A 20,397-nucleotide genomic window follows, 5' to 3' on the forward strand; every position below is an offset into this window, starting at 1 on the left:
TTCCAACAAATCTATAACTTTAAAGTTAAAGGAATTATATAAAAATCCAAATTAAACAGCTGCTATTTGTTTTTCTGAAACCAAATTGTATTTTAATTTAATTTGATCTATCTTCTCTTCCATTGCAGCCCAAAGTGTTTCTTTTTCTGGATGGAAAGTACAAAATACACCTTGTCTTACCAAATCAATAATTTCATCGATAGAAAAATCTAAGAAACGATAGAGTTTAAAAAATTCATATGTTAGATTTACATTAAAGATATCAGGATCATCCGTATTGATACACAACATCAATCCTTGGTCATAATAATAACGAACCGGATGGTTTTGTTCTTTGCGAACGTATTTTCCAGTAAAAACGTTTGAAGTCACACAAATCTCAATCGGAATTTTGTTTTCTTTCATGTAACGAACAAGTTCCGGATCTTGGATTGCTGAAGTTCCGTGTCCAATCCTTTCCGCCTTACAAAGATTGACTGCATCCCAGATGGCCCAAGGCCCATCATCTTCGCCGGAGTGAGCCACACATCTTAAACCTGATTCGCGAGCTACTTTGAATACCTCAGAATAATCCTTAGCAGGACCCATAAGTTCCGCACCACCAAGTCCAATTCCAATGACTTCTTTATGTTTTAATCCCAATACTCGTTTGAGATTGTTCATAGCATTTTCTGGACCGAAGGATCGAGAAACGTCAACTAACAATCGAATTGTGATTCCATCTTTGACTTCGATTTGGCGAATGCGATTTACCATCACTTCGACCATTTCATCAAAATCCAATCCATTTTGAATGAACTTAGACGGAGCAAAGAATGCCTCACAATAGATGATATTATTAGAACGTAAATAGTCTGCTAAACTATCGATAAAATAACCGAGGTCAGATGCTTCTTTCACCGATCCTTGCACAAAGAAAAATACCTGAATGAAACCATTTAGATCTTTAAAGTTGTATTTATCTTCAAACTCTTTATCGGTAACTTCGATTCCGTTCTTTTTGTACAAAAATTTCAAAGTTTCTTTGTTCACACAAGCTTCCAAGTGGAGGTGCACTTCTGTTTTCGGAATTTCGCGAATAAAATTGATAACATCCTGTTCGTTTGGATGGGGAATCGATAAGTCCCCAGCAAGTAAGGATTTTCTCTCTTTGAGGAGAGGAGACTCTGTGGATGGTTCCAACCCCTCTTTGGAAAGTAACCAAAGGGGAGGATGGAGGATCGGGAGTTCCATCAAGGAAACCCGCTCGTTTAACAGAGTATTGATTTGTTTATCAAAAGTAAGTTGGATGGTAGGCGAGTACGGTCTGTCAGCTGGCAGGCGGCTTTTTAACCGATTCAGCTCAGCAATGTCACGGTCAATGACAGCAATACGATTTAATATCTCAGAAAAAGGAACTTCCATGTTCCAGGAAAGAATGCGAAATTTCGCAAGTGCCTACAAGTAGATTTTTAAGGCTTGGGTGAAAATCCCTATTCAGCTTTCAAAAATCTCGTCGATAGGAAATTTGGGAGCGGAAAAGACTGGAAATTTTTTCCGAATTATGTCGTATAAATGAATATGCTCACATCTCGCAAAACATTCCTACCGTTTGCTCTTCCTTCGATCTCGGAGGATGCAATTGAGGAAGTCGCCCAAGTGCTTAGGTCTGGCTGGGTCACCTCAGGTCCGAAAGTAAAACAATTCGAGATGGAGTTCGGTGACTTTGTAGGTAGCAAAGAAACCATCGCTGTCAATTCGGCAACTGCCGGACTTCACTTAGCTCTGGAAGCCATCGGACTCACCGCCGATGATGCCGCGATCACCAGTTCCATAACCTTTACTGCTACGACAGAAGTGATTTGTTATTTTGGAGCCGAACCCATTCTCACCGATGTGGATCCCATCCACAACCTAATGACTCCCGAAACCCTTCGTGAAACAATTACATCCAAATGTAAATGGAACGGTAAGGAACTCACCAGTAAAAAAACCGGCAAACGAATCAAAGCCATTATGCCCGTCCACTTAGCAGGTTATACTTGTGATATGGAAGGGCTCATGACGATTGCGAAAGAATATAATTTATATGTAATCGAAGATGCTGCCCATGCTTTTCCTGCAGTTCACAAAAATAAGATGATTGGGACTTGGGGCGATTTTACAGTTTTTAGTTTTTATGCAACGAAAGGAATCACAACGGGGGAAGGGGGCATGGTCACCACTTCTCATAAAGAATCCGCAGAACGCATTCGTAAAATGCGACTTCATGGTATTAACCGTGATGCGTTTAACAGACCAGGCTGGTATTATGAAGTAGTTGATGCTGGTTACAAATACAATATGACCGATATCGCAGCAGCTTTAGGTGTTGTCCAATTAAAGGAATCACATAGTTTTTGGGAACGAAGGACTGAAATTGCAAAACACTATAACCAAGAATTTAGTTCCTTAAAGGGAGTCAAACTTCCCAAAGAAGATGCTAGCGGAATCCATAGTTGGCACCTCTACCGCATTGAACTAGATCCAAAAATTGCAAAAATGGGTCGCGACAGTTTGGTAGAAGAATTAAAGGAAAGAAATATTGGCACAAGCCTTCACTTCATTCCTATCTTCGAACATCCTTATTATAAAAAAACCTTCCAATACAATCGTAAAGAATATCCGAATGCCTGCCAGATGTATGATCGTTCTGTATCATTACCTTTATTTGCTGGTATGACAAAATCAGACGAAAAAGATGTGATTGATGCAATGAAAGATATCTTAGGTTAATTGTAAGTTAATTAGAAGAGGGTACGATTCGGTTTTGATAAAACTCCGGATCGTATAACTTTAATAAATCCACTAAACCCAAAACAAATTCTGTATCTGTTCCATCCGCCTTTCTACGAATCCAAAACCCTACAAGTTCTTTGACCACCTGAGAATCAATGGTTTCATCGCCTTTTCTATAAACAAACCTGGATGATTCTTCTGGATCTTCGTTATCGGTAAATGCGGGATATAAAAACAAAATAAAACGATCCAAATAATACGGATCCAAACGGTTTTCTTCCACTAACAAAAGATAACGATCCGCTTCATTTCTAAAAAACTTAGGATTAGAATCTAATTTCTGATAAACAATAAAAAATTCTCGAGCCGTTTTTCGAATCAATCCTTCGTAAATCGGTAAGGTTAATGTATATAATGTTTCATTTGTTTTTGCAGGGAGTAAATATTCGCGTAGTTTAATAGGAAATTCAGGATTGTAATGACCAAATGCATCGGTTGAGTTCAGCTCAAGATAATATTTATTGTGAGGTCCTGATTCAAAAATTTGGATGTCTAAATACTCTGCGAGTTTGCGAAAACTTAAAACCGTTTGGATTTTACAGAATATTTTATGATAGGATAATTCTTTTTCGCAGTACAATCCAAGTTTTGGAAATTGTATCCAAGTAGAAGTAACTAGTTCTTTGAATTTTGTTTCTCTTTCTATCTTTTTGTCTACAAATACCGAATCCAATTTTGGACCGATAATGGAACAAGAGAGTAGAAAGAGAAACGAAAGTTTACTTAATTTTATAAGTAATTTCAGCAGGTAAATTTTCCCATTCCGAATTGACATCTTTACGGAAGTATACAGGAGAAACCGAAGATTTGAAATTCAAACTTTGGTATAAAATCAAATCAGACTCTTTTTTTTCGAAATATCGTTTGTCCGTATTGCTTCCCAGCCCTAAATCAGCGATTGGAATCCAACCGTAACTGAGAAGAAAGATAGATAACGAATCTTGAATTGATTTTGCTTTTCCCTTTTCAAATCGAATCATTCGGAAAGGTTGGATCGGAACGCCGATTTCTTTCATTTTGTCTTTGAATTCATTAATGCTAATGCTAGTTTGTCGTGCTTGGTATACCGCGTCTAAATAATCTCTAGGCAAAAGTTTTATTTCTTCATTTGCTTTCTCATAATAAGGAGTTACATCACCAGGATAAACTGCGTCTTTATCTAAATATTCATCAGTAACATAATATTTAATAAACTGATTTTTAGATGAAAACTTATATTTCACAATTTGTTCCCCAGGCAAATCTTCAATCGATAGTTTCTTTAAATGCACTCTGTTGCGTTGGATGAAAGTAGGTTGGTAACCCGTATCAGAAAATTTAACGGAACGAATCCTTTGTTGTTCATTAGAAGGGGGATGAAGGATCGCAATTTGTGCCTTCGATAAAGAAACTGAATCCAGTTTGAATTTTATAGAAACTTCTAAATTGTATTCTTCTTCACCTGAAGCAATGAAACGTTCTGTTTCAATGAAGGGAATGTTTTTGATTTCTTTATTTTCGCGATCCACAACCCAAAGTTTGGAACCACTGAGTAAAACCCCACGCACAGAACGTAGATTTGTTTTGATCGACCCTGTAATTTTTCCAGTTTTGGTATCATAACGATAGATACTGTTATCCGCAGAATCGGAAATCCACAAAGAATCTCTTCCATAACAAATGTCACGTGGACGAGTTCTATCGGTAAAAAAACCACCAATCAAAAGCGAAGAGGACTGGTCATAAATTTGAACCTTTCCAGAATCCAAATCCAAAATATAATAATAGTTTCCTACGCTCGCAATCCCCGCCACATTCGAAAGAGGAATTTGGATTTTGTCAGTGATACCACCGGAATTGGGATCCAATTTTAAAATTTGTTTGGGAGCAACTACAAGGAGTTTCCCTTCTCTTGAATCAAAACTAATCCCTCGAAGATTCGCCAAACCTAAGTTAAAAATTTCTTGTTCACCAATTTCATTGATTTTGATGATGGCTCGGCGATTGGTATCAATGTACCAAAAATTGACTCCATCCCAAGCAAGGCCGTAAGCTTTATCAGTAAGTTTGTATTCTTTACTCTCTTGAGCAAACAAACCCCAGGAAAAAAAAATTAATAAAAATAAAATACGAATCATAAATCCAACCCAATGTTATCTGTTATCAGACGAAAAATATCAGTCAGTAAAGAAGAATCATCAAATTCTGATCCCAAGATAATTGGTTTCGGAACAAAAATGATTAGGAAAGTTACTAACATTACCAAGCCAAAATAAAATCGAAACTTTCCGATTCCTACTACGGAATCTTGAATGAAAGGATGTTCTACCTTTACCACAAAATAGATAATAAAACCCCAAAGTAACCAAGTGAAATGGATTAAGGCAAAAATCAAAAATAAAACAAAGAGGCGATGGATCCATTTTCTGTATCCTTCACCAAACATAGAATAGATGACATGACCACCATCCAATTGACCGAAAGGTAATAAATTTACCGCAGTGATGAGTAGTCCCACCCATCCTGCTTTCGCAAGAGGATGAGCTTGGATGTCCATACTCGAAAAATCAATGGGTCCAAGGATCCACTGAGTTGTTAAATATGTGAAAAGACTATCTCCAAAAAATAAAAACCCAGACTTATCGAAATCCGGTGGAATTTCAATGACTTTGGAAAGACTAATTCCCACTAACCATGCAATGATAGAGAGAACCAAACTAGCTGTAGGTCCACCAATTCCAATATCAAATAATACTTTTTTATCAGGGATTTGTTGTTTGATTTGAATGACCGCACCCATAGTTCCAATAGGCCCCACAGGTAGTGGAATGAAATAAGGCAATGTTGCTCTAACACCATAATACCTTGCAGGTAAATAGTGGCCCATTTCGTGAGCTAAAAGGATGAATAACAACGAAACGGAATAAGGCCAATTTTCAAAAAAGAAAAGTTTATAATTCTCAAATGTTTGTGGAACTTGAGGATTTAGAAATATATCCGAATATGTTAAAGTAAAAAAAGTAAGGATGAATAATAGTATGTGTATTGTTTTTTTTGATTCCAAATTCGGAACCACCTAGAAATTTATTTCTACTCGAAAGCTTATGGAACCTAACTATAGAAGCAATTAGAAACTAAAATAAAGAATGAAAATTGATTCAGTATACTATCTGAACCTCATTCAGATTGTCTGAACTTTGCCAAATTCGGTTAGAAAATCTGTGTCAATTCAGATTCATTTAGGCAAGGTCATATGTTTTTCTTGCAACAGTAGAACTAAAATTTTCTTCCTTTGGAAGGGTCTTCAGAATCCATTGAACAAGTGGATTTTTTGTACAGACAGATTGTCTCATTTCCTTTTAAATCTTTCCCAACTCTGGGAAAAGTTGACTCGTCTAATCATTAAAATTAAAACCAACTAATCAATGTTTGAAAATATAAGAATCATCAAAAAATTTGACCCGGCAGCCAAATCGTATTTGGAAATTGTCCTTTGTTACCCGGGATTGCACGCCCTCTGGCTGCATAAATTTGCACATTTACTTTATAAACTCCGATTGCCGATCATTCCTCGTCTCGTGAATTACATTAGCCGGTTTTTGACAGGGATCGACATCCATCCAGGTGCCAAAATTGCAGCTGGTGTTTTTATCGATCACGGCTCCGGGGTTGTGATTGGAGAAACAGCCATTGTCGGATCTGGTTCTCTTATCTTCCAAGGAGTGACCTTAGGCGGAACAGGGAAAGAGTCTGGAAAACGCCACCCAACCATTGGCAAAAATGTCGTGATTGGTGCTGGAGCCAAAGTTCTTGGAAATATTACCGTAGAAGACCATGTTCGTGTTGGAGCTGGATCCGTTGTTATGCGAAACGTTCCAGCAGGTTCCACAGTAGTTGGGATTCCAGGTAAGGTCGTCAAAGCTGGTGATCCTGGTTCTGATAGCGTTGAACAAATGCTAGAGCACAATCAAATGCCGGATCCAATTGCTAAAGTTTTTTCTGTGTTATTGGAAAAAGTGGAAACCCAACAGCAACTCATCAACAAACTTTATGAGAAACAACAACTATTAGAAAAATCTTCACCGGATGTTCCGGAGGATGATCGGTTCATCCAAGAATTCATCCACGGTGATGGAATTTAAAATTCTTTTAGTAGTTCTGTTTTTTTCCTATTGTATTCTTCATCTGTGATGAGATGATTTTTTCTTAATTCCTCGAGAGCTTTTAATTTTTCTGGAACCGACTTCCAAGTTTCCACAGGTGTTACTATGTCTTCCTCTTTCGGATAACGATAAATGGGGGGGTTAGGCATCAAATCTGGTATTTTAAAGATGATTACATTTCCAAAAATAGAGTTTTTGGTTTCCGTTTTTACTTTATACAAACTTGTATTCTGTTTGTCTCGTAACCAAAGTTCAGGCCTGTAGATAGGTTTGATTTCCGTAGGATGAAAGATCACCCAATCTTCAAATGAATACTGCGTTTGAAAGCTGATATTCGTATTCATTTCATGAAATAGTATTACCAATCCATCTGCTGTACTTAGAATGTAAAAACTGGTTTTTAAAATTTTTACATTAGGTGAGAGGATATCATCTACCTTAAAAATACAAAGATAAACTTTTGGCTCTTGGTTTGAATTTATTTTCTCTACAAACCTCTGTATTTCAGGAAGGTAAGTATCGGGAACCAAAAATTCCCAATCTTCATAAGCAAGCACACCTCGTTTGTATTGGATTGATTTTAAAACACTAGTTAGCTCAGTAAAATTTTTTCCGTTAATACCTAGATTGGAAATCTCCTTTGGAAAAATTTGTTTCCATTCCTCTTCCTCTACTTCAAAAAATGCTAAGGAAGCTGATGAATCAACCAACCTGATTTTTCTTGTCAAACTGGAACAACCCGATGTAAAAAAAACTAGAATCAAAACGAAGAAAATTTTTGAACTTGCCGTTAATGAATTTATGAATACCTTAAAAACTGTGTCACGTTTTGTAATATTTCTTTTAGCAGTAGTTTTGGTATCTGGTGAAGAATGGAAAACGCAACCCATGCCACAATTTCATATGAAGGATCAATATGGGCAATCGTATTCTGATGGCTCCATAAAAGGAAAACCCGTTGTGCTTATGGGATGTTTCCTCCGAGATTTGGAAATTTGTCGCAAACAGGGACGAAAACTCTATTGGAAAATGCAAAATCTACTTTGGAAGGATAGTTCTAAAGTGCACTTTCTACTTTATTTGGACTTCCAAGAAACAAACAAACTTGTGGAAGATTATGTAGAAGAATCCAGAACAAAACAATTCGAAAGTATTCTTTTAGACCGCAAAGGTCATCTCGCCGTTGGTCTAACTAAAGGCGAATCCTATTTACGTATTTATAATAAAGCAGGAAAATTGATTTCATCATCCTATCAGGAAGAGATGGATGAAGCTATCATCCAACAAGTATATGGCATTCTTAAAAAAGAGATATAAGTTAGAAAATTATTTCATTTGTATATTATTCATTGTTAGTGTTTCTAATTGTCTTCAAAAAAATGAAAACTACTACACGTTTTGGAAAGGTTACGACCACTTACAACGTTCTATAAAATCCACTTCCAAAAACGAAATTTACTTTTCAGCTTTGGCTGGAAGCCTCAGCGAAGAAAACGAATCCCAACTGCAGAAATCATCCGAAGGGTACCCTTTCCTTTCTCTCTATGGAACCATAGACAACCAACAGAATTGGAATTTGCATTGGAACGAGGCCGAACCATCAAAATATGATTATTCCGCAAAAGTTACCTTTACTCCAAAACTTTGGGAAGACCGAGAAATTTATGCTGTAGAAAGAAGAATTGTTCACAAATTAAACGGTTACCAACCTAGAGATTTTTTTAAATGGTTTCATGATTTTGTTTTAGCAGTCAACGATCACAACGCTTACCAATCTTTAAAATCATCTTCAGAGAATTTACAATTTTTATGTAGTGCCATGGCTTGTCATATCACTGAGAATGCGGAGTGGCATACTTTAGAATTTACCATTAATGAAGATACAAAAACAAAGTTCCCAGGGTTTTACCAACGTACAGGTTCTCGTTTAGAGAAAACCAAAATCAATCTTGAAATCTGGGATAAATTCAATCCAACACATAAATTAAAAATCACTAACCAAGGAAAAACCATACAATTTCATTTCCCAGTCAATCCACCGTTAGATTATTTCCAATCTCCAAAAGAAATTCGTTTTTTAGGAGATATCGAAATCAGATCATTTGGAATCACTGTAAAAATCCAAAATTTGGAATACAAACTAAAAACAAATTTTGATAAACAAATAGATACAATTGATGGACAATTTGTACGGATTGGAAAAAAGGAAATTAACGGAAATTTTTTCTACGTCATCCCACAAGGTTTTGTAAACTTTTTTATCCCTGGAAATATGGATGAATATTTTAGTGAGTTTTTCACCCTACTCATCCAAGGAACACAAGGCCGAGGTGGCTCACAAATTCATGCCACATTCAAAAAAACAGCCCAGGGCCAAATTAATACAATCACTACGTATAATGAAAACAAACGAAAACGTTTTTCTTTGTTTGGTGGTGATGATTCCCAAAAAGCCAGCAATGACTTTGACTTTTTTGCTTCTTGGGAAGAAGCTATGTTAAAGGATTTAAAGTAAAACCAAACTACAAATCAAAAGTTAAGGCTCACTTCTAGAATTTAAATTGAACTCCGTGGGAACTGCGAGTGGACTTTAGTTCGAATTGATAAAGTTTCTGAGTAGATCCTTTCCCTCTTCCGATCCAAAAGATTCCGGATGAAACTGAACTCCTTCAATCTTTAAAGATTTGTGACGAAGACCCATGATCTCCCCCTTCCCTTCACCAGAAGAAACTCGTGCTGTAATTTCCAAATCTTTTGGGAGAGAAGTTTCTTTTGCAACTAACGAATGATAACGCATAATTTCTATCCCTTGTGTAAGGCCGGAAAAAACACCTTTTCCATCGTGTTCAATAGGTGAAAGTTTTCCATGCATGGCTACATTGGCCCGTACAACTTCGCCACCAAACACAGTGGCCATTCCTTGCATCCCAAGGCAAATCCCAAGTACGGGTGTTGTTTTTCCAAGTTCCTTCAATATATCTGCACTCACCCCAAAATAAGCAGGATCTGCAGGATGGCCGGGGCCTGGTGAAATAATAATCTTATCGTAGTTAGCTGATTTGATGACTTCAAAAGGTTTTTCATCATTTCGAATCACGTCCAGTTGAAAGAGTTCTTCTCTTTCTTCTAAAATTTCTCCTACTATTTGGTAAAGATTGAATGTAAAAGAATCATAATTATCTAAGATGAGAACTTTCATTTTGTATTGTCTCCTTTCTATCTGGATGTATTGTTTTAAATCAGTTACTCTGATTTATGTAAATCTAAGGCCTTTCGAACAGATGCCATTTTATTGATAATTTCTTGGTATTCATCTTCTGGTTTGGAATCAAAAACAATCCCACCCGAAGCACGGACAAATCCCTTGTTTCCATTTACAAAAAAACTTCGAATCGGAATGGCAAACGTACAATCCCCGTTCAATCCAAAACTACCAACTGCTCCGCCATAAGGACCACGTGGAGATTTTTCAATTCTTTCAATGATTTTCATCGATTCAATTTTGGGAGCACCGGAAAGTGTACCTGCTGGGAACGAAGAGGCTAGTCCCGAAAACATATCTTCTTTGGAAGAAAGAATTCCTACCACTTCGCTGGAGATATGTTGCACATGAGAAAATCTTTTTACATCAAAACGTCTACGTACCTTTACCGTTCCAAATTTTGCCACTCGACCCACATCATTACGATGGAGATCAATTAACATATTGTGTTCTGCAATTTCCTTTGGATCTGTTAAAAGTTTACGAGCAAGGAATGTGTCTTCTTTGGCATCAACTCCACGTTTGGTGGTTCCAGCCAAAGGAAAGGATTCCATTTCCCCTTGTCGCAAACGAAAGAGTAACTCTGGACTCGCACCTAAAATAGCACGAGTTCCAAATTTTACATAATACATATGAGGAGATGGATTGATTTCCCGTAGTGTTTCATAAATGGCTAACGGATTTCCATCAACTTTGTAGATTTCTTCAAACCCAATTTGGCACTGGAAAGTATTTCCTGCCCTTACTTCTTCTAAGGCCTCTTCCACCATTTGTTTGTGAACTTCTTTGGATAATCCAGACTGTAATAGGGAAACCTTTGCTTTTGGTTTTTGAGATTTTTGGTTTACTGCAAGGTTTAGGATTTGGTTCACTTCTTCGATTCGATTCGTTCCGTTATCAAAATAGATTAGTTCCCCAGTAAATTTATCGTAAATAAGCCCATCTAAATACAGCCCGAAGATCATTGCTGGAAAATCAGGATGAGGTTCGAGTTTCAATTTTGGTTCAAAGAATTGCATACTTTGATAACCTAAATACCCAACAAATCCTCCCGCATAACTGATGCTTAGCGAATTGTAATCTACTAACTCGCGAAGAGCAAAATATGGATTTTCAACAGAATATTTTTTTCCATCAATTTCTAAAACTCCCGTCTCACCCACGAGGAGATGGGATGGGTCGAATCCCATAACGGAATAACGGGAATCGTATTGATTGTCTCCAGCCGATTCAAGGAGGAAACAATTCTCATATTTAGCCTCAATGACCCGGAAGAGTTCCCAAAACTCGATTCCTTCCGGCAACGACAAGGAAGCATAATTTGGTTTTTTGGGGATCTTAATTTTCGGAAGTGTTTGGGTCATAAAAAACTCTGTATTAGTTACCAAGATTCATTTTGAATCTTTTTATGAAATAAAAAAGGCAGGAGCCGGATTCCGGAACCTGCCTTTTGACGTGTGATTCTTAAATCCGTTCTTATTTTAAGTTTTGGTTTGCGAAATCCCAGTTTACTAAATTCCAGAATGCTTCTACGTATTTTGGACGTGCATTGCGGAAATCGATATAGTAAGCATGTTCCCAAACATCAATTGTAAGTAGAGATTGGAGGCCATCTTTCAAAGGGCTACCAGCATTGCTCGTGTTTACGATCTCTACACCGTCACCTTTTTTCACAAGCCATGTCCAGCCAGATCCAAAGTTAGTGATTGCAGATTGTGAAAACTTTTCTTTGAACGCGTCAAAAGATCCAAAGGATTTTGTGATCAAATCAGCAACAGCACCAGTAGGAGCTCCACCACCTTTAGGGGAAAGAGAATGCCAGTAGAATGTGTGATTCCAAATTTGCGCTGCGTTATTAAAAATTCCACCTGAAGACTTCTTAACAATGTCTTCAAGAGTAGCATTTTCAAACTCTGTACCTTTGATTAGGTTGTTGAGGTTTGTAACGTAAGTTTGGTGGTGTTTACCATAATGAAACTCTAAAGTTTCAGGTGAAATATGGGGAAGAAGTGCATCCTTTGCATAAGGAAGTTCTGGGAGTTTATGTTCCATGGTGTTCTCCTGATGGATTCAAGTGTAATTGTATTTTGTCTCTAGTATGGATCGCAAAAGCAAATCGTAAACTAAAAAAGTAGAACGATTCTAATCGTTCCCCTCTATTAATTTCGACTGACTGTAGAACGAACTGTCTTCAATAAATTTAAAATTTCCGAATGTAAAACTCCGTTAGAAGCCACTAACTCCGGAAGTCCTGTATAGTAATGGACTCCGTTTAAGTCAGTCAATTTCCCACCTGCTTCTGCTAAAATCACAGAAATGGCCGAAACGTCCCAATGTTTTACAGTCTTTTCCCAAATGGCATCCATCACACCTTCCGCGATAAAACAAGCGTCCAAAACAAAGGAACCGGTTCTACGAAAGGATCGTGCATACGTTAAAAATCCAGAAAGGTCAGCCATGATCTCTTGGATCATATGAGCCCGTTTTGTCGGAAGGTTGGGTGAAAAAATGGCACGGTTCAATTCCGAAATTCGGGAAGTGCGAATTTGTTCCCCATTTTTATATGCCCCTTCGCCCATCACAGCGGAATAAACGGATTCTTGTGGAGGAACGATTACCACTCCACCTACTGGTGTTTCTCTATGTTCCAATCCAAAGGAAATGGCATACAACGGAAGGCCACGAACAAAATTCATGGAACCGTCCACCGGATCTAAAACCCATTTAAAATCACCACCATCAATGGTGGGTTTGTCTTCACAAATGATTCCATCTTTAGGAAAAGATTTTTGTAAAAAACGAATCAATATATCACCTAACTTACCGTCGGCGGCATCAATCCTTTCTTTTTCATCCGCATCAGTTTCCGAACGAATCGAAGATACTTCTCTTTGGATTTTTTTTGCTTCATGGATGATACCCATGGCATTTGCTTTTACGTATTCGATCCGTTTGATGGTTTCATCAATGGGAAAATTAATGGTTGGTGAAGATATGCCCATACTACCTGCTTTTTAATTATCGGATGATTCCTGGATGACTTTCCATAAAATATTACCGGACTTCGACTGAGTCCTCTCTACTTCAAAGGAAGAAAGATATTCATGATACTTATTTAAAGTTTCTTCTGGAATTCCCGCTTCTGTTTCCGTCAGAATGGGGTAAAAGTTTCGAAACTTTTGAATCGTTTTTGGTAAACTAGGAATTAAAAAACGCAAAGATAAAGACAAATAATCAATCCCTATAGGGCTATAAATCCTACCCAGTTTCCAAACTTCAGGTGTGATACCAAGTTCTTCACGAATGGTTGATTCTGTTTCTGAAAAATCAATTTCATCAAAAATTTCTGAAAATCTACGAATGGGTTTGTTATCATCTTTTTCCGATTCCACACGAAAGATCCCACCCTGGAAACGTTTCGCTTGAAAGTCGGTAACGTTTTCACCCTCTTCTTTTGTAGAATGAAGGTGAATGATTTTAACTTGGAAATACAACCTGTCCGTCAAGATGGAAGGAGTCATATTTTGTGAGCCAGGTTTTTTAATTTCATCCGACCCCGCTCCACCCAAATACAACATATCTACCGAAAAAACGTATAAAAACCGAGAAGAGCCAAAGATCATTGGCCGAACAAAAAACAATTTTCCTGTTTCTCGTTTCGGTCTTGGCTCCGGTAACAAACAAGTTCCTTCTATCGCCTCGGGAATGTATTTCAGAACCGTTTGCACAAAATTTTTAATATCACCAAACTCTGGTTGCGTGCTAGAAGTTCCTGGAATCAAAAACTTTTCTGCAAACTGAATGTATGGAGAATGTAGGTTATCTACATAAATTTCACCGGGTTTATTTTTTGCGGATGTTTCATTCAGGATCCGGTTGATGGATTGATAATCTTGTACTTTCATTTTTTATTTTTCAAATAACAAATTTCTATTTTGGAATCTTTTTGATTCTATATCCAAAAGGTTTTAAAATCGAAAGGCCAGCCAATCTATACTTCGACGAATGATTCATCGTGATTTGGTAATTGTATTTTTTTCCTTCACGATAATGGCGTTCAATCGTTGCTCCAAGAAAACCAAAAGGAACTCCTGCCCCTTTTAATACCTTTCGGTAAAATAGAATGAAACTTTCAGGAGTTAAGGAAGTTCCCACATAATAAACTTTGCCTTTTCCATAAGAATTCACTGTGATGGCTGGTTTTCCTGAATAGAATTTTTTAGAGTCATTATACTTTGCGATGACCTTTGCTGTTTTTGGTTCCAGAATTTCACAAAACTTGGCACCTTTCAGAGGTAATATTCCCATTCGAATCCCAACTTTGTCCGTTGCGGGTGCCTCAAACTGAAACACTTCAACCCCAGTCATTTCACCAAATACACCGGGAACTGGTTCTTCAACCATCCAGTGGTCCTTGTCTTTGATTCCCGCGCGGTAACCAAGAACCAAAGTTCCCCCACCTGCTACATAGGTTTTTAATTTTTCCACAACTGCTGGATCAAACATTGTATAGAGAGGGAGTGTTAATACTTTGTACTGAGACCAGTCGTTCTCTGCACTAATGGGAAGGGAATGAGAGTTTACATTCAAAACATTGGTTCCTGCAAACCAAGTGGCGAGTTCAATATCGTAGCCTACCTGGGCAAAAGGAACAGGAGCAAATTTTAAACCATCACTGAGAGGTTGGTGTTTGTAATTACGTGAATTTTCGATATCGTGTAAAATTGCCACCTCTGCTTTGTAAGGCGAATCTGCGATATCAGCAGCAAACTCACGAATGTCTTCGATTGTATCTTTTAATTCAAAGTATTTGGCAGTTTTTCTTTTTCCATGGTCTAGAATTCCATAACAAAGTTGTTCCTGACCAAAACGAGCCGTGCGGTAACGGAAAAAATAAATTTGGTTCGCGCCATTCACTATGGCTTGTGTGAGCCAAAGACCAATTTGACCCGGCGGTGGAAGGTAACCCAAAGTATCGTGACCTTGAACACCCGAAAATTGTTCCATCACGGTGTATGGTTTGTTCTTTAAACCTCTAGAATATTGTTGAGTGGCTGTAACCAGTGGATGTGGGTATGGTTCTTGTTGGTTCCCCCAAACAGGATAGTTATCCCAAGACACATAGTCCAATTTGGAAAACATATCTGCCATATCTGTGATTGGTAAAAAAGGAGAAGGATAAAGATTCGTTGTGAGAGGTTTTCCTTTGCTGTACTTTCTCAAAATCTCAGCTTGGAAATGGATGTAGGAAACTAGTTCATCTGATTGGAACCTATAATAGTCTTGGATCATCGCTGGGTTAAAGTTACTAGCCACATGAGCAGCCGGTAGAGGAATTTCATTCCAATCCGAGTAAATCACTCCCCAAAAAATGTTCCCCCAACGTTTGTTAAGCGAATCTAAGGTTTTGTATTTTGTTTTCAGCCATGAACGAAAGTTTTTAAGAGCTAATGGAGAATAATCAACATCGGAGCCTTCATGTCCTGGTTCATTGTCAATTTGCCAGCCTACTACTGCCGGATGGTTGCCAAAATGTTTGGCCATGGCGGTAACAATTCGTTCCGTTGCTTTTTTGTAAGCAGGGGAAGAAAAACAGGCTTGGCGTCTTGTACCAATCCCTCGAACAATTCCCTCTTTAGAAACCTGAACGATTTCCGGAAATTTTTTGTACAACCAGGGTGGGAACGTTGCCGTCGGTGTTCCGAGAATCGCAGTCATTCCATGGTCTTGGACTTTCTTTAAAACAGCATCAAACAAAGAAAAGTCGAACTTTCCTTCCTTGGGTTCCATAAGTCCCCAAGCAAATTCTGCGAGTCTTACAGAAGAAAGACCCATCTCTTTCATAATTTTTAGGTCTTCATCCCAATCCTTAGGGTTCCATTGTTCCGGATAATAACAGGCGCCAAAGATCATATTTTTCCTTTTTTCAGATTGCAGAATCTATCTTGTGACACAGACTGAATCAGAAAACACCCCTTTCAATCAAATAATGTCTGACCAAGTTATTTTAGGTATATCCAACACCCACCACTATCGATTCACTTTAGTCGATTTGACAGAAACAGCCAAAGAACCTATGTTTCTTCATTCTCTAAACAAAGAAATGTCCGTATTCCTTTCCAAAACCATGATGGGTGCACTCTTTCTCGCAGAGATGACAAAAAACCAACAAAAGGTTAGTATCCAATGGAAGGATGATTCCAACAAACAGGCTTTAGCCTACAGTGATCGTTACGGAAAGATGAAGTCTGTGGCTTATTCTGCAAGTCATGAAGAAGGTGACATTCGAAACGAATTCATTTTAGGCCAAGGAATCATGAAAGTGATCCGTTGGGATTTTGATTCGGACACATACCAATCTTACACAAACCTTGTGGAAGATACTTTCGAAGTTAATTTTATCAAATACTTAACCGAATCGGAACAAATCAAAGCCATTGTGGGAATGGAAGTGTATCCTTTTGATTTTCCAGGAAATGATTTTTCCGCCAAAGGTTTGTTTTTTGAAGCGTTGCCGGATGCACCGGAAGAAAGTTTTACTTATCTTATTTCCAAAATCCAACCCTTAGTGAGAAAGGAAGCATTTTGGGCGCTGAATATCGATGAGATGTTAGCATCATTGCAAACAGAGATTGGATCGGAGTTGGAAGTTCTCAGCAAAGAATCTCCAGAATTTTTGTGTGATTGTTCCAGACATAAAGTGGCTGATATCATTGCTTCCCTTGGCAAACAAGAAGCCGATTCCATCATCGATGAATTTGGAAAGATTGAAATCACTTGTGAATTTTGTAGAACGGCTTACCAATTCAATTCCTTTGATGTGGAGAAATTCTTTAATCAATGAAAGCCAGTTTTCTCTCCCTCAGAGAATCGGAACTGAACCCAGTGTTTTTAAGTTTGGACCAATTGGTAAAACAATTCTTAGAGAAAAACAGGTTCCCAGTCATTCTGATTTCTGGTGAAATGGGTGCCGGTAAAACCACTTTCATTCGCGAATGGTATAGCCGGTTTGGAACAGAAAGTTCCATCAATTCCCCTACTTTTTCCTTATACAATATTTATGATTCGCCTAACTTTCGTTTATACCATTTTGATTTGTACCGACTGAAATCTACTGAAGAACTGGATGAACTTGGATTCGAAGAAATTTGGGGAAAAGAAGCGGTCTCTGCGATTGAATGGTGGCAAATTGCAGAACTTTATCTACCAAAAACCAATCGGATTCGATTGTCGATTGATGCAGATTCGATAGAAGTCCGTTCCTATACCTTAGAATGGTCGGAAGAAGAAATTCGATGAATGTCCTCTATTTTGACACAACCCAAGACTGGATTCAGGTTCTTGTTGCTAGATCTTCTGAAAACTTAGAGTTAGAAATTCTTTCAGAACAAACGGAAACCACACCAAAAGAATCCTCTTATAAATTGGTGGAATTCATCCGTGTCGGTTTGGAAACCGCAAACATTAAAAAGCCAGATCTAATCCTTGTCGCGAGTGGACCGGGATCATTTACCGGTATTCGCATAACAGTCACTACTGCGAGAGACCTTTCTCAACTATGGAAAATTCCAGTTTTTGGAGTGGATAGTTTGGAGGCCTATTTGGTAGGAATTGCTGAAAACAAAGTTGGTAAAGGAAGTTCCCAACTCTGTTTGGATGGCAAACAAGGAAAATACTATACAAAATTTGAAACAGAAAATGGTTTTTCCGAGTCTTTGGACATGACTCCAGAAAGTATAGAATCAAAAATTAAAACGAGAGAATGGACACCTAACAATTGGTACTATACTGGCAATATGCCTAAGTTTTACCCTAGTACCGCCATAAAAATTGAAGCGACAAACCTAAATCTTTCGTCTATACTACTGTATAGTTTGAAAGAGTATTTCAAAACAGAACCTAATAAAAACGACTATTTATCTCTCCTGCCCAACTACATCCGCGGGACCTACGTAGATCACAAATGAATTTATGGATACCTATAAAATACAAAAGAAAATCATAGAATTTCTGGATCAAAAATCCGGAAAGGACATCACAAGACAAGAGATCAAAAAAAAATTTACCGAATCAAGTGAATTCAAACGACCCGACCCAAAAACGAAGAAAGTAAAATCCTTCAAACGAAAAGAAAAAGTTCCAAGAAAGGAAATCGAATTCCTCATCGACCAACTTCTCAATTTATTAGAATCCGAAGGATTACTGATTCCTAACAAAAAATATTTAACTGTAGCAAGTCCCTTTCGCCTAACAGGAAGAATCTCCATTTCTCGTAGGGGTGATGGTTTTATCTCTCTCCCTTCCAAAAACGAAATTTTTGTTCCAGGCCCAATGACCAATTCCGCGATCACGGGAGACAAGGTAGAAGTCATTCCTTTGGGAGTTGGAAAAAGAGACAGGCTCGAAGCAGAAGTCACGAATATTGTAAAACGTGGCCGTGTTCTTTACCGAATGCGAGTGAAAGAAAAAACAAACAAATTTGTTTTTGGAAATTTCCTCGATATGCTCGGCGAAGGCAAAGAAGGAGTCCTTCACGTTAAATCCATTCTCAAAGATACCTTTGATTCGATTAATGTAAACGATACCCTCATCGTAAAATTCAAAGAGGGAGCCATCCCTCAGGACAATCTTTATGATGTGAGTTTTATTCGATTTGAATCGGATACTAAAGAAGACAGCGACTTGCAACGGATTCTAATGAAATACAATTACGATCCGGTGCATCCAGACTTTATTCCTTTGGACTTTCCTGAAGAAGTTTCGGAGAAAACGGTTTCTGATTGGAACAGTAGGACCGACTTACGGGATTTATATGCGGTCACAATTGATGGAATCACAGCAAAGGATTTTGATGATGCCATTAGTTTTGTCGATGAAGGAAATAGGCTTCGCGTATGGATTCATATTGCTGATGTTTCCTATTATGTAGAAAAAGATTCTCCTCTAGACAAAGAGGCCTATGAAAGAGCCACTTCGGTTTATTTAGCCAACCGAGTGGTTCCCATGTTACCACCGATTTTATCAGAAGACCTTTGCAGTTTGGTTGCGAATACCAATCGCCTGGCCTTTACCGTAGAGATGGAAGCAAGTAAATCTGGTGAAATTTACAATGCTAAGTTTTATAAATCCGTCATCAAAGTGAATACAAGATACACTTATGAAATGGCCGAAGAGGAAATCAAAGCCAAAGATCCCAAAAATTGGATGTATCAAGTTTCACAATTCACAGAAGCCCTTCGCAAACGTAGAATGGAAGCCGGACGAATCGATTTAAACTTACGCGAAACCACAATCACTTGGAACGAACGTAAAGAGCCTGTAGGAATAGTCAATCGTGAACGACTAACAAGCCATATGCTGATTGAAGAGTTGATGTTGTCTGCTAACTTGAAAGTAGATGAGTTTTTGAGAAAACGAAAAGCTCCATCATTGCATCGAATCCACGAAGCTATGGATGAAGAAAAGTTAGAGACTCTCAATCATTTTCTCCAATTGAATGGATATAACATCCAAATCAAAGATACAAGTTATGCAGAAATCATGAAGGCAGTAAAAGAGATCGAAGATGGTTCCGTTGGAAAAATTTTCAACTATTTACTGCTACGAAGTTTTATGCAGGCCTATTACGGATCCGATCCTCTCGGTCACTGGGGGCTTGGATTTAAAGACTATTGTCATTTCACCTCACCCATCCGCAGGTATCCTGATTTAATTGTGCATAGAGTATTACAAGCAACTCTTTTAGAAACTGAAAGAGCATACTCTGAAAATGAAATTGCTGTTATGGGACTTCATTGTTCAGAAGAAGAAAGAAGAGCCGCAGATGCGGAACGAGACATTGTAAAAATCAAATCGTTTCGTTATTTGGAATCAACGGGAATCCAAGAGTTTAAAGGATTTATTGTGGGGATCCGACCTTCTCAAATTTTTGTGGAATTAGATATTTCCAATTTGGAAGGTGTGCTCGATAAATCAGAGTTTACTGATGAATTTGAAGTTATGATCAAAAATGATTTCTCTTTTTATTCTAAAAAATATTCCAAAATATTTTTTATCGGCGATCCAGTTTCCGTAAGCCTTGATCGAATTGATTTTGAAGAGATCAAAGTTTTTTTAAAATTAAAAGATTTCAAAAAAGACGAACCCTCTCCAAAAAAGAAATAACCAACTGTTCCG

19 protein-coding genes are annotated in these 20,397 nt (G+C 37.8%); 8 read left to right on the top strand and 11 right to left on the bottom strand.

The genetic code is table 11. The annotated features are described in order from the left end of the window. Positions 1-51: 51 nt before the first annotated feature. Positions 52-1,404: an adenosine deaminase gene (gene add, locus EHQ70_RS15495; RefSeq protein ID WP_135587888.1), complete on the bottom strand. Its 1,353-nt coding sequence runs from the start codon at positions 1,402-1,404 to the stop codon at positions 52-54. 156 nt (positions 1,405-1,560) lie between these two features. Here add and EHQ70_RS15500 point away from each other — a divergent pair, with 156 nt between their 5' ends. Further along, positions 1,561-2,754 (top strand): DegT/DnrJ/EryC1/StrS family aminotransferase, encoded by a 1,194-nt coding sequence (locus tag EHQ70_RS15500; RefSeq protein ID WP_135587890.1) that lies wholly within the window; start codon positions 1,561-1,563, stop codon positions 2,752-2,754. Positions 2,755-2,761: 7 nt separating this feature from the next. Here EHQ70_RS15500 and EHQ70_RS15505 read toward each other — a convergent pair whose 3' ends face one another. Genes EHQ70_RS15505 through EHQ70_RS15515 form a run of 3 tightly spaced genes read right to left on the bottom strand, consistent with a single transcriptional unit; the run spans position 2,762 to position 5,860 of the window. Further along, positions 2,762-3,490: a hypothetical protein gene (locus EHQ70_RS15505; protein ID WP_135587892.1), complete on the bottom strand. Its 729-nt coding sequence runs from the start codon at positions 3,488-3,490 to the stop codon at positions 2,762-2,764. A 46-nt stretch (positions 3,491-3,536) separates the two neighbouring features. Beyond that, positions 3,537-4,934, bottom strand: a complete 1,398-nt coding sequence (locus tag EHQ70_RS15510) for an NHL repeat-containing protein (protein WP_135587894.1) — start codon at positions 4,932-4,934, stop codon at positions 3,537-3,539. Next, positions 4,931-5,860 (bottom strand): site-2 protease family protein, encoded by a 930-nt coding sequence (locus EHQ70_RS15515; RefSeq protein ID WP_135587896.1) that lies wholly within the window; start codon positions 5,858-5,860, stop codon positions 4,931-4,933. Before EHQ70_RS15515 ends, EHQ70_RS15510 begins: the two co-directional genes overlap by 4 nt. 361 nt (positions 5,861-6,221) lie before the next feature. On the opposite strand from EHQ70_RS15515, the gene cysE reads away from it, so the two are divergent. Beyond that, positions 6,222-6,938: a serine O-acetyltransferase gene (gene cysE, locus EHQ70_RS15520; RefSeq protein ID WP_135587898.1), complete on the top strand. Its 717-nt coding sequence runs from the start codon at positions 6,222-6,224 to the stop codon at positions 6,936-6,938. Here the strand turns inward: cysE and EHQ70_RS15525 are convergent. Next, positions 6,935-7,687: an SHOCT domain-containing protein gene (locus EHQ70_RS15525; RefSeq protein ID WP_244288365.1), complete on the bottom strand. Its 753-nt coding sequence runs from the start codon at positions 7,685-7,687 to the stop codon at positions 6,935-6,937. The two genes, cysE and EHQ70_RS15525, sit on opposite strands and share 4 nt — an antisense overlap. A 73-nt stretch (positions 7,688-7,760) precedes the next feature. On the opposite strand from EHQ70_RS15525, the gene EHQ70_RS15530 reads away from it, so the two are divergent. Both EHQ70_RS15530 and EHQ70_RS15535 read left to right on the top strand, forming a co-directional pair. Then, complete coding sequence (locus EHQ70_RS15530; protein ID WP_244288366.1) at positions 7,761-8,276, top strand: peroxiredoxin family protein; 516 nt, start codon at positions 7,761-7,763, stop codon at positions 8,274-8,276. After that, positions 8,251-9,474, top strand: a complete 1,224-nt coding sequence (locus EHQ70_RS15535; protein WP_135587902.1) for an LIC10025 family lipoprotein — start codon at positions 8,251-8,253, stop codon at positions 9,472-9,474. The genes EHQ70_RS15530 and EHQ70_RS15535 overlap by 26 nt, the downstream gene beginning before the upstream one ends. A 75-nt stretch (positions 9,475-9,549) precedes the next feature. Here the strand turns inward: EHQ70_RS15535 and EHQ70_RS15540 are convergent, their stop codons facing one another. From EHQ70_RS15540 to EHQ70_RS15565, 6 genes are all read right to left on the bottom strand, one after another. After that, the gene (locus EHQ70_RS15540) at positions 9,550-10,158 is read right to left on the bottom strand and encodes an anthranilate synthase component II (RefSeq protein ID WP_135587904.1); all 609 of its coding nucleotides are present in this window, start codon (positions 10,156-10,158) and stop codon (positions 9,550-9,552) included. A 44-nt stretch (positions 10,159-10,202) separates the two neighbouring features. Beyond that, entirely contained in the window at positions 10,203-11,585 is a 1,383-nt protein-coding gene (locus EHQ70_RS15545) for an anthranilate synthase component I family protein (RefSeq protein ID WP_135587906.1), read from the bottom strand. Positions 11,586-11,697: 112 nt separating this feature from the next. Beyond that, entirely contained in the window at positions 11,698-12,273 is a 576-nt protein-coding gene (locus EHQ70_RS15550) for a superoxide dismutase (protein WP_135575857.1), read from the bottom strand. Positions 12,274-12,380: 107 nt separating this feature from the next. Next, positions 12,381-13,223, bottom strand: coding sequence for an inositol monophosphatase family protein (locus tag EHQ70_RS15555; RefSeq protein ID WP_135587908.1), 843 nt, complete (start codon positions 13,221-13,223; stop codon positions 12,381-12,383). 12 nt (positions 13,224-13,235) lie between these two features. Next, complete coding sequence (locus tag EHQ70_RS15560) at positions 13,236-14,126, bottom strand: LIC_10030 family protein (RefSeq protein ID WP_135587910.1); 891 nt, start codon at positions 14,124-14,126, stop codon at positions 13,236-13,238. 25 nt (positions 14,127-14,151) lie between these two features. Continuing rightward, positions 14,152-16,158 carry a beta-galactosidase gene (locus tag EHQ70_RS15565; protein WP_341867413.1) on the bottom strand — a complete coding sequence of 669 codons (2,007 nt, stop codon included), beginning with the start codon at positions 16,156-16,158 and terminating at the stop codon, positions 14,152-14,154. A 52-nt stretch (positions 16,159-16,210) separates the two neighbouring features. Here EHQ70_RS15565 and EHQ70_RS15570 point away from each other — a divergent pair, with 52 nt between their 5' ends. The 4 genes from EHQ70_RS15570 to EHQ70_RS15585 are packed head-to-tail and all read left to right on the top strand — an operon-like array spanning position 16,211 to position 20,385. Then, complete coding sequence (locus EHQ70_RS15570; protein WP_135587914.1) at positions 16,211-17,065, top strand: Hsp33 family molecular chaperone HslO; 855 nt, start codon at positions 16,211-16,213, stop codon at positions 17,063-17,065. Further along, on the top strand, positions 17,062-17,520 hold the full coding sequence (tsaE, locus tag EHQ70_RS15575) for a tRNA (adenosine(37)-N6)-threonylcarbamoyltransferase complex ATPase subunit type 1 TsaE (RefSeq protein ID WP_135587916.1): 459 nt from the start codon (positions 17,062-17,064) through the stop codon (positions 17,518-17,520). The genes EHQ70_RS15570 and tsaE overlap by 4 nt, the downstream gene beginning before the upstream one ends. Continuing rightward, the gene (tsaB, locus tag EHQ70_RS15580; protein WP_135587918.1) at positions 17,517-18,188 is read left to right on the top strand and encodes a tRNA (adenosine(37)-N6)-threonylcarbamoyltransferase complex dimerization subunit type 1 TsaB; all 672 of its coding nucleotides are present in this window, start codon (positions 17,517-17,519) and stop codon (positions 18,186-18,188) included. Before tsaE ends, tsaB begins: the two co-directional genes overlap by 4 nt. 4 nt (positions 18,189-18,192) lie before the next feature. After that, positions 18,193-20,385, top strand: a complete 2,193-nt coding sequence (locus tag EHQ70_RS15585) for a ribonuclease R family protein (protein ID WP_135587920.1) — start codon at positions 18,193-18,195, stop codon at positions 20,383-20,385. Positions 20,386-20,397: the final 12 nt, after the last annotated feature.

It is taken from the genome of Leptospira congkakensis (assembly GCF_004770265.1).
Classification (GTDB): Bacteria; Spirochaetota; Leptospiria; order Leptospirales; family Leptospiraceae; genus Leptospira_A; species Leptospira_A congkakensis.

Excerpts from the sequence above, each read along its gene's own strand:
- tsaB (WP_135587918.1), top strand. The coding sequence starts at position 17,517 with ATGAATGTCCTCTATTTTGACACAACCCAAGACTGGATTCAGGTTCTT.
- tsaE (WP_135587916.1), top strand. The coding sequence starts at position 17,062 with ATGAAAGCCAGTTTTCTCTCCCTCAGAGAATCGGAACTGAACCCAGTG.
- EHQ70_RS15540 (WP_135587904.1), bottom strand. The coding sequence starts at position 10,158 with ATGAAAGTTCTCATCTTAGATAATTATGATTCTTTTACATTCAATCTT.
- EHQ70_RS15500 (WP_135587890.1), top strand. The coding sequence starts at position 1,561 with ATGCTCACATCTCGCAAAACATTCCTACCGTTTGCTCTTCCTTCGATC.
- EHQ70_RS15560 (WP_135587910.1), bottom strand. The coding sequence starts at position 14,126 with ATGAAAGTACAAGATTATCAATCCATCAACCGGATCCTGAATGAAACA.
- add (WP_135587888.1), bottom strand. The coding sequence starts at position 1,404 with ATGGAAGTTCCTTTTTCTGAGATATTAAATCGTATTGCTGTCATTGAC.
- EHQ70_RS15555 (WP_135587908.1), bottom strand. The coding sequence starts at position 13,223 with ATGGGCATATCTTCACCAACCATTAATTTTCCCATTGATGAAACCATC.
- EHQ70_RS15550 (WP_135575857.1), bottom strand. The coding sequence starts at position 12,273 with ATGGAACATAAACTCCCAGAACTTCCTTATGCAAAGGATGCACTTCTT.
- EHQ70_RS15570 (WP_135587914.1), top strand. The coding sequence starts at position 16,211 with ATGTCTGACCAAGTTATTTTAGGTATATCCAACACCCACCACTATCGA.
- EHQ70_RS15535 (WP_135587902.1), top strand. The coding sequence starts at position 8,251 with ATGGCATTCTTAAAAAAGAGATATAAGTTAGAAAATTATTTCATTTGT.
- EHQ70_RS15530 (WP_244288366.1), top strand. The coding sequence starts at position 7,761 with ATGAATACCTTAAAAACTGTGTCACGTTTTGTAATATTTCTTTTAGCA.
- cysE (WP_135587898.1), top strand. The coding sequence starts at position 6,222 with ATGTTTGAAAATATAAGAATCATCAAAAAATTTGACCCGGCAGCCAAA.
- EHQ70_RS15585 (WP_135587920.1), top strand. The coding sequence starts at position 18,193 with ATGGATACCTATAAAATACAAAAGAAAATCATAGAATTTCTGGATCAA.
- EHQ70_RS15545 (WP_135587906.1), bottom strand. The coding sequence starts at position 11,585 with ATGACCCAAACACTTCCGAAAATTAAGATCCCCAAAAAACCAAATTAT.
- EHQ70_RS15510 (WP_135587894.1), bottom strand. The coding sequence starts at position 4,934 with ATGATTCGTATTTTATTTTTATTAATTTTTTTTTCCTGGGGTTTGTTT.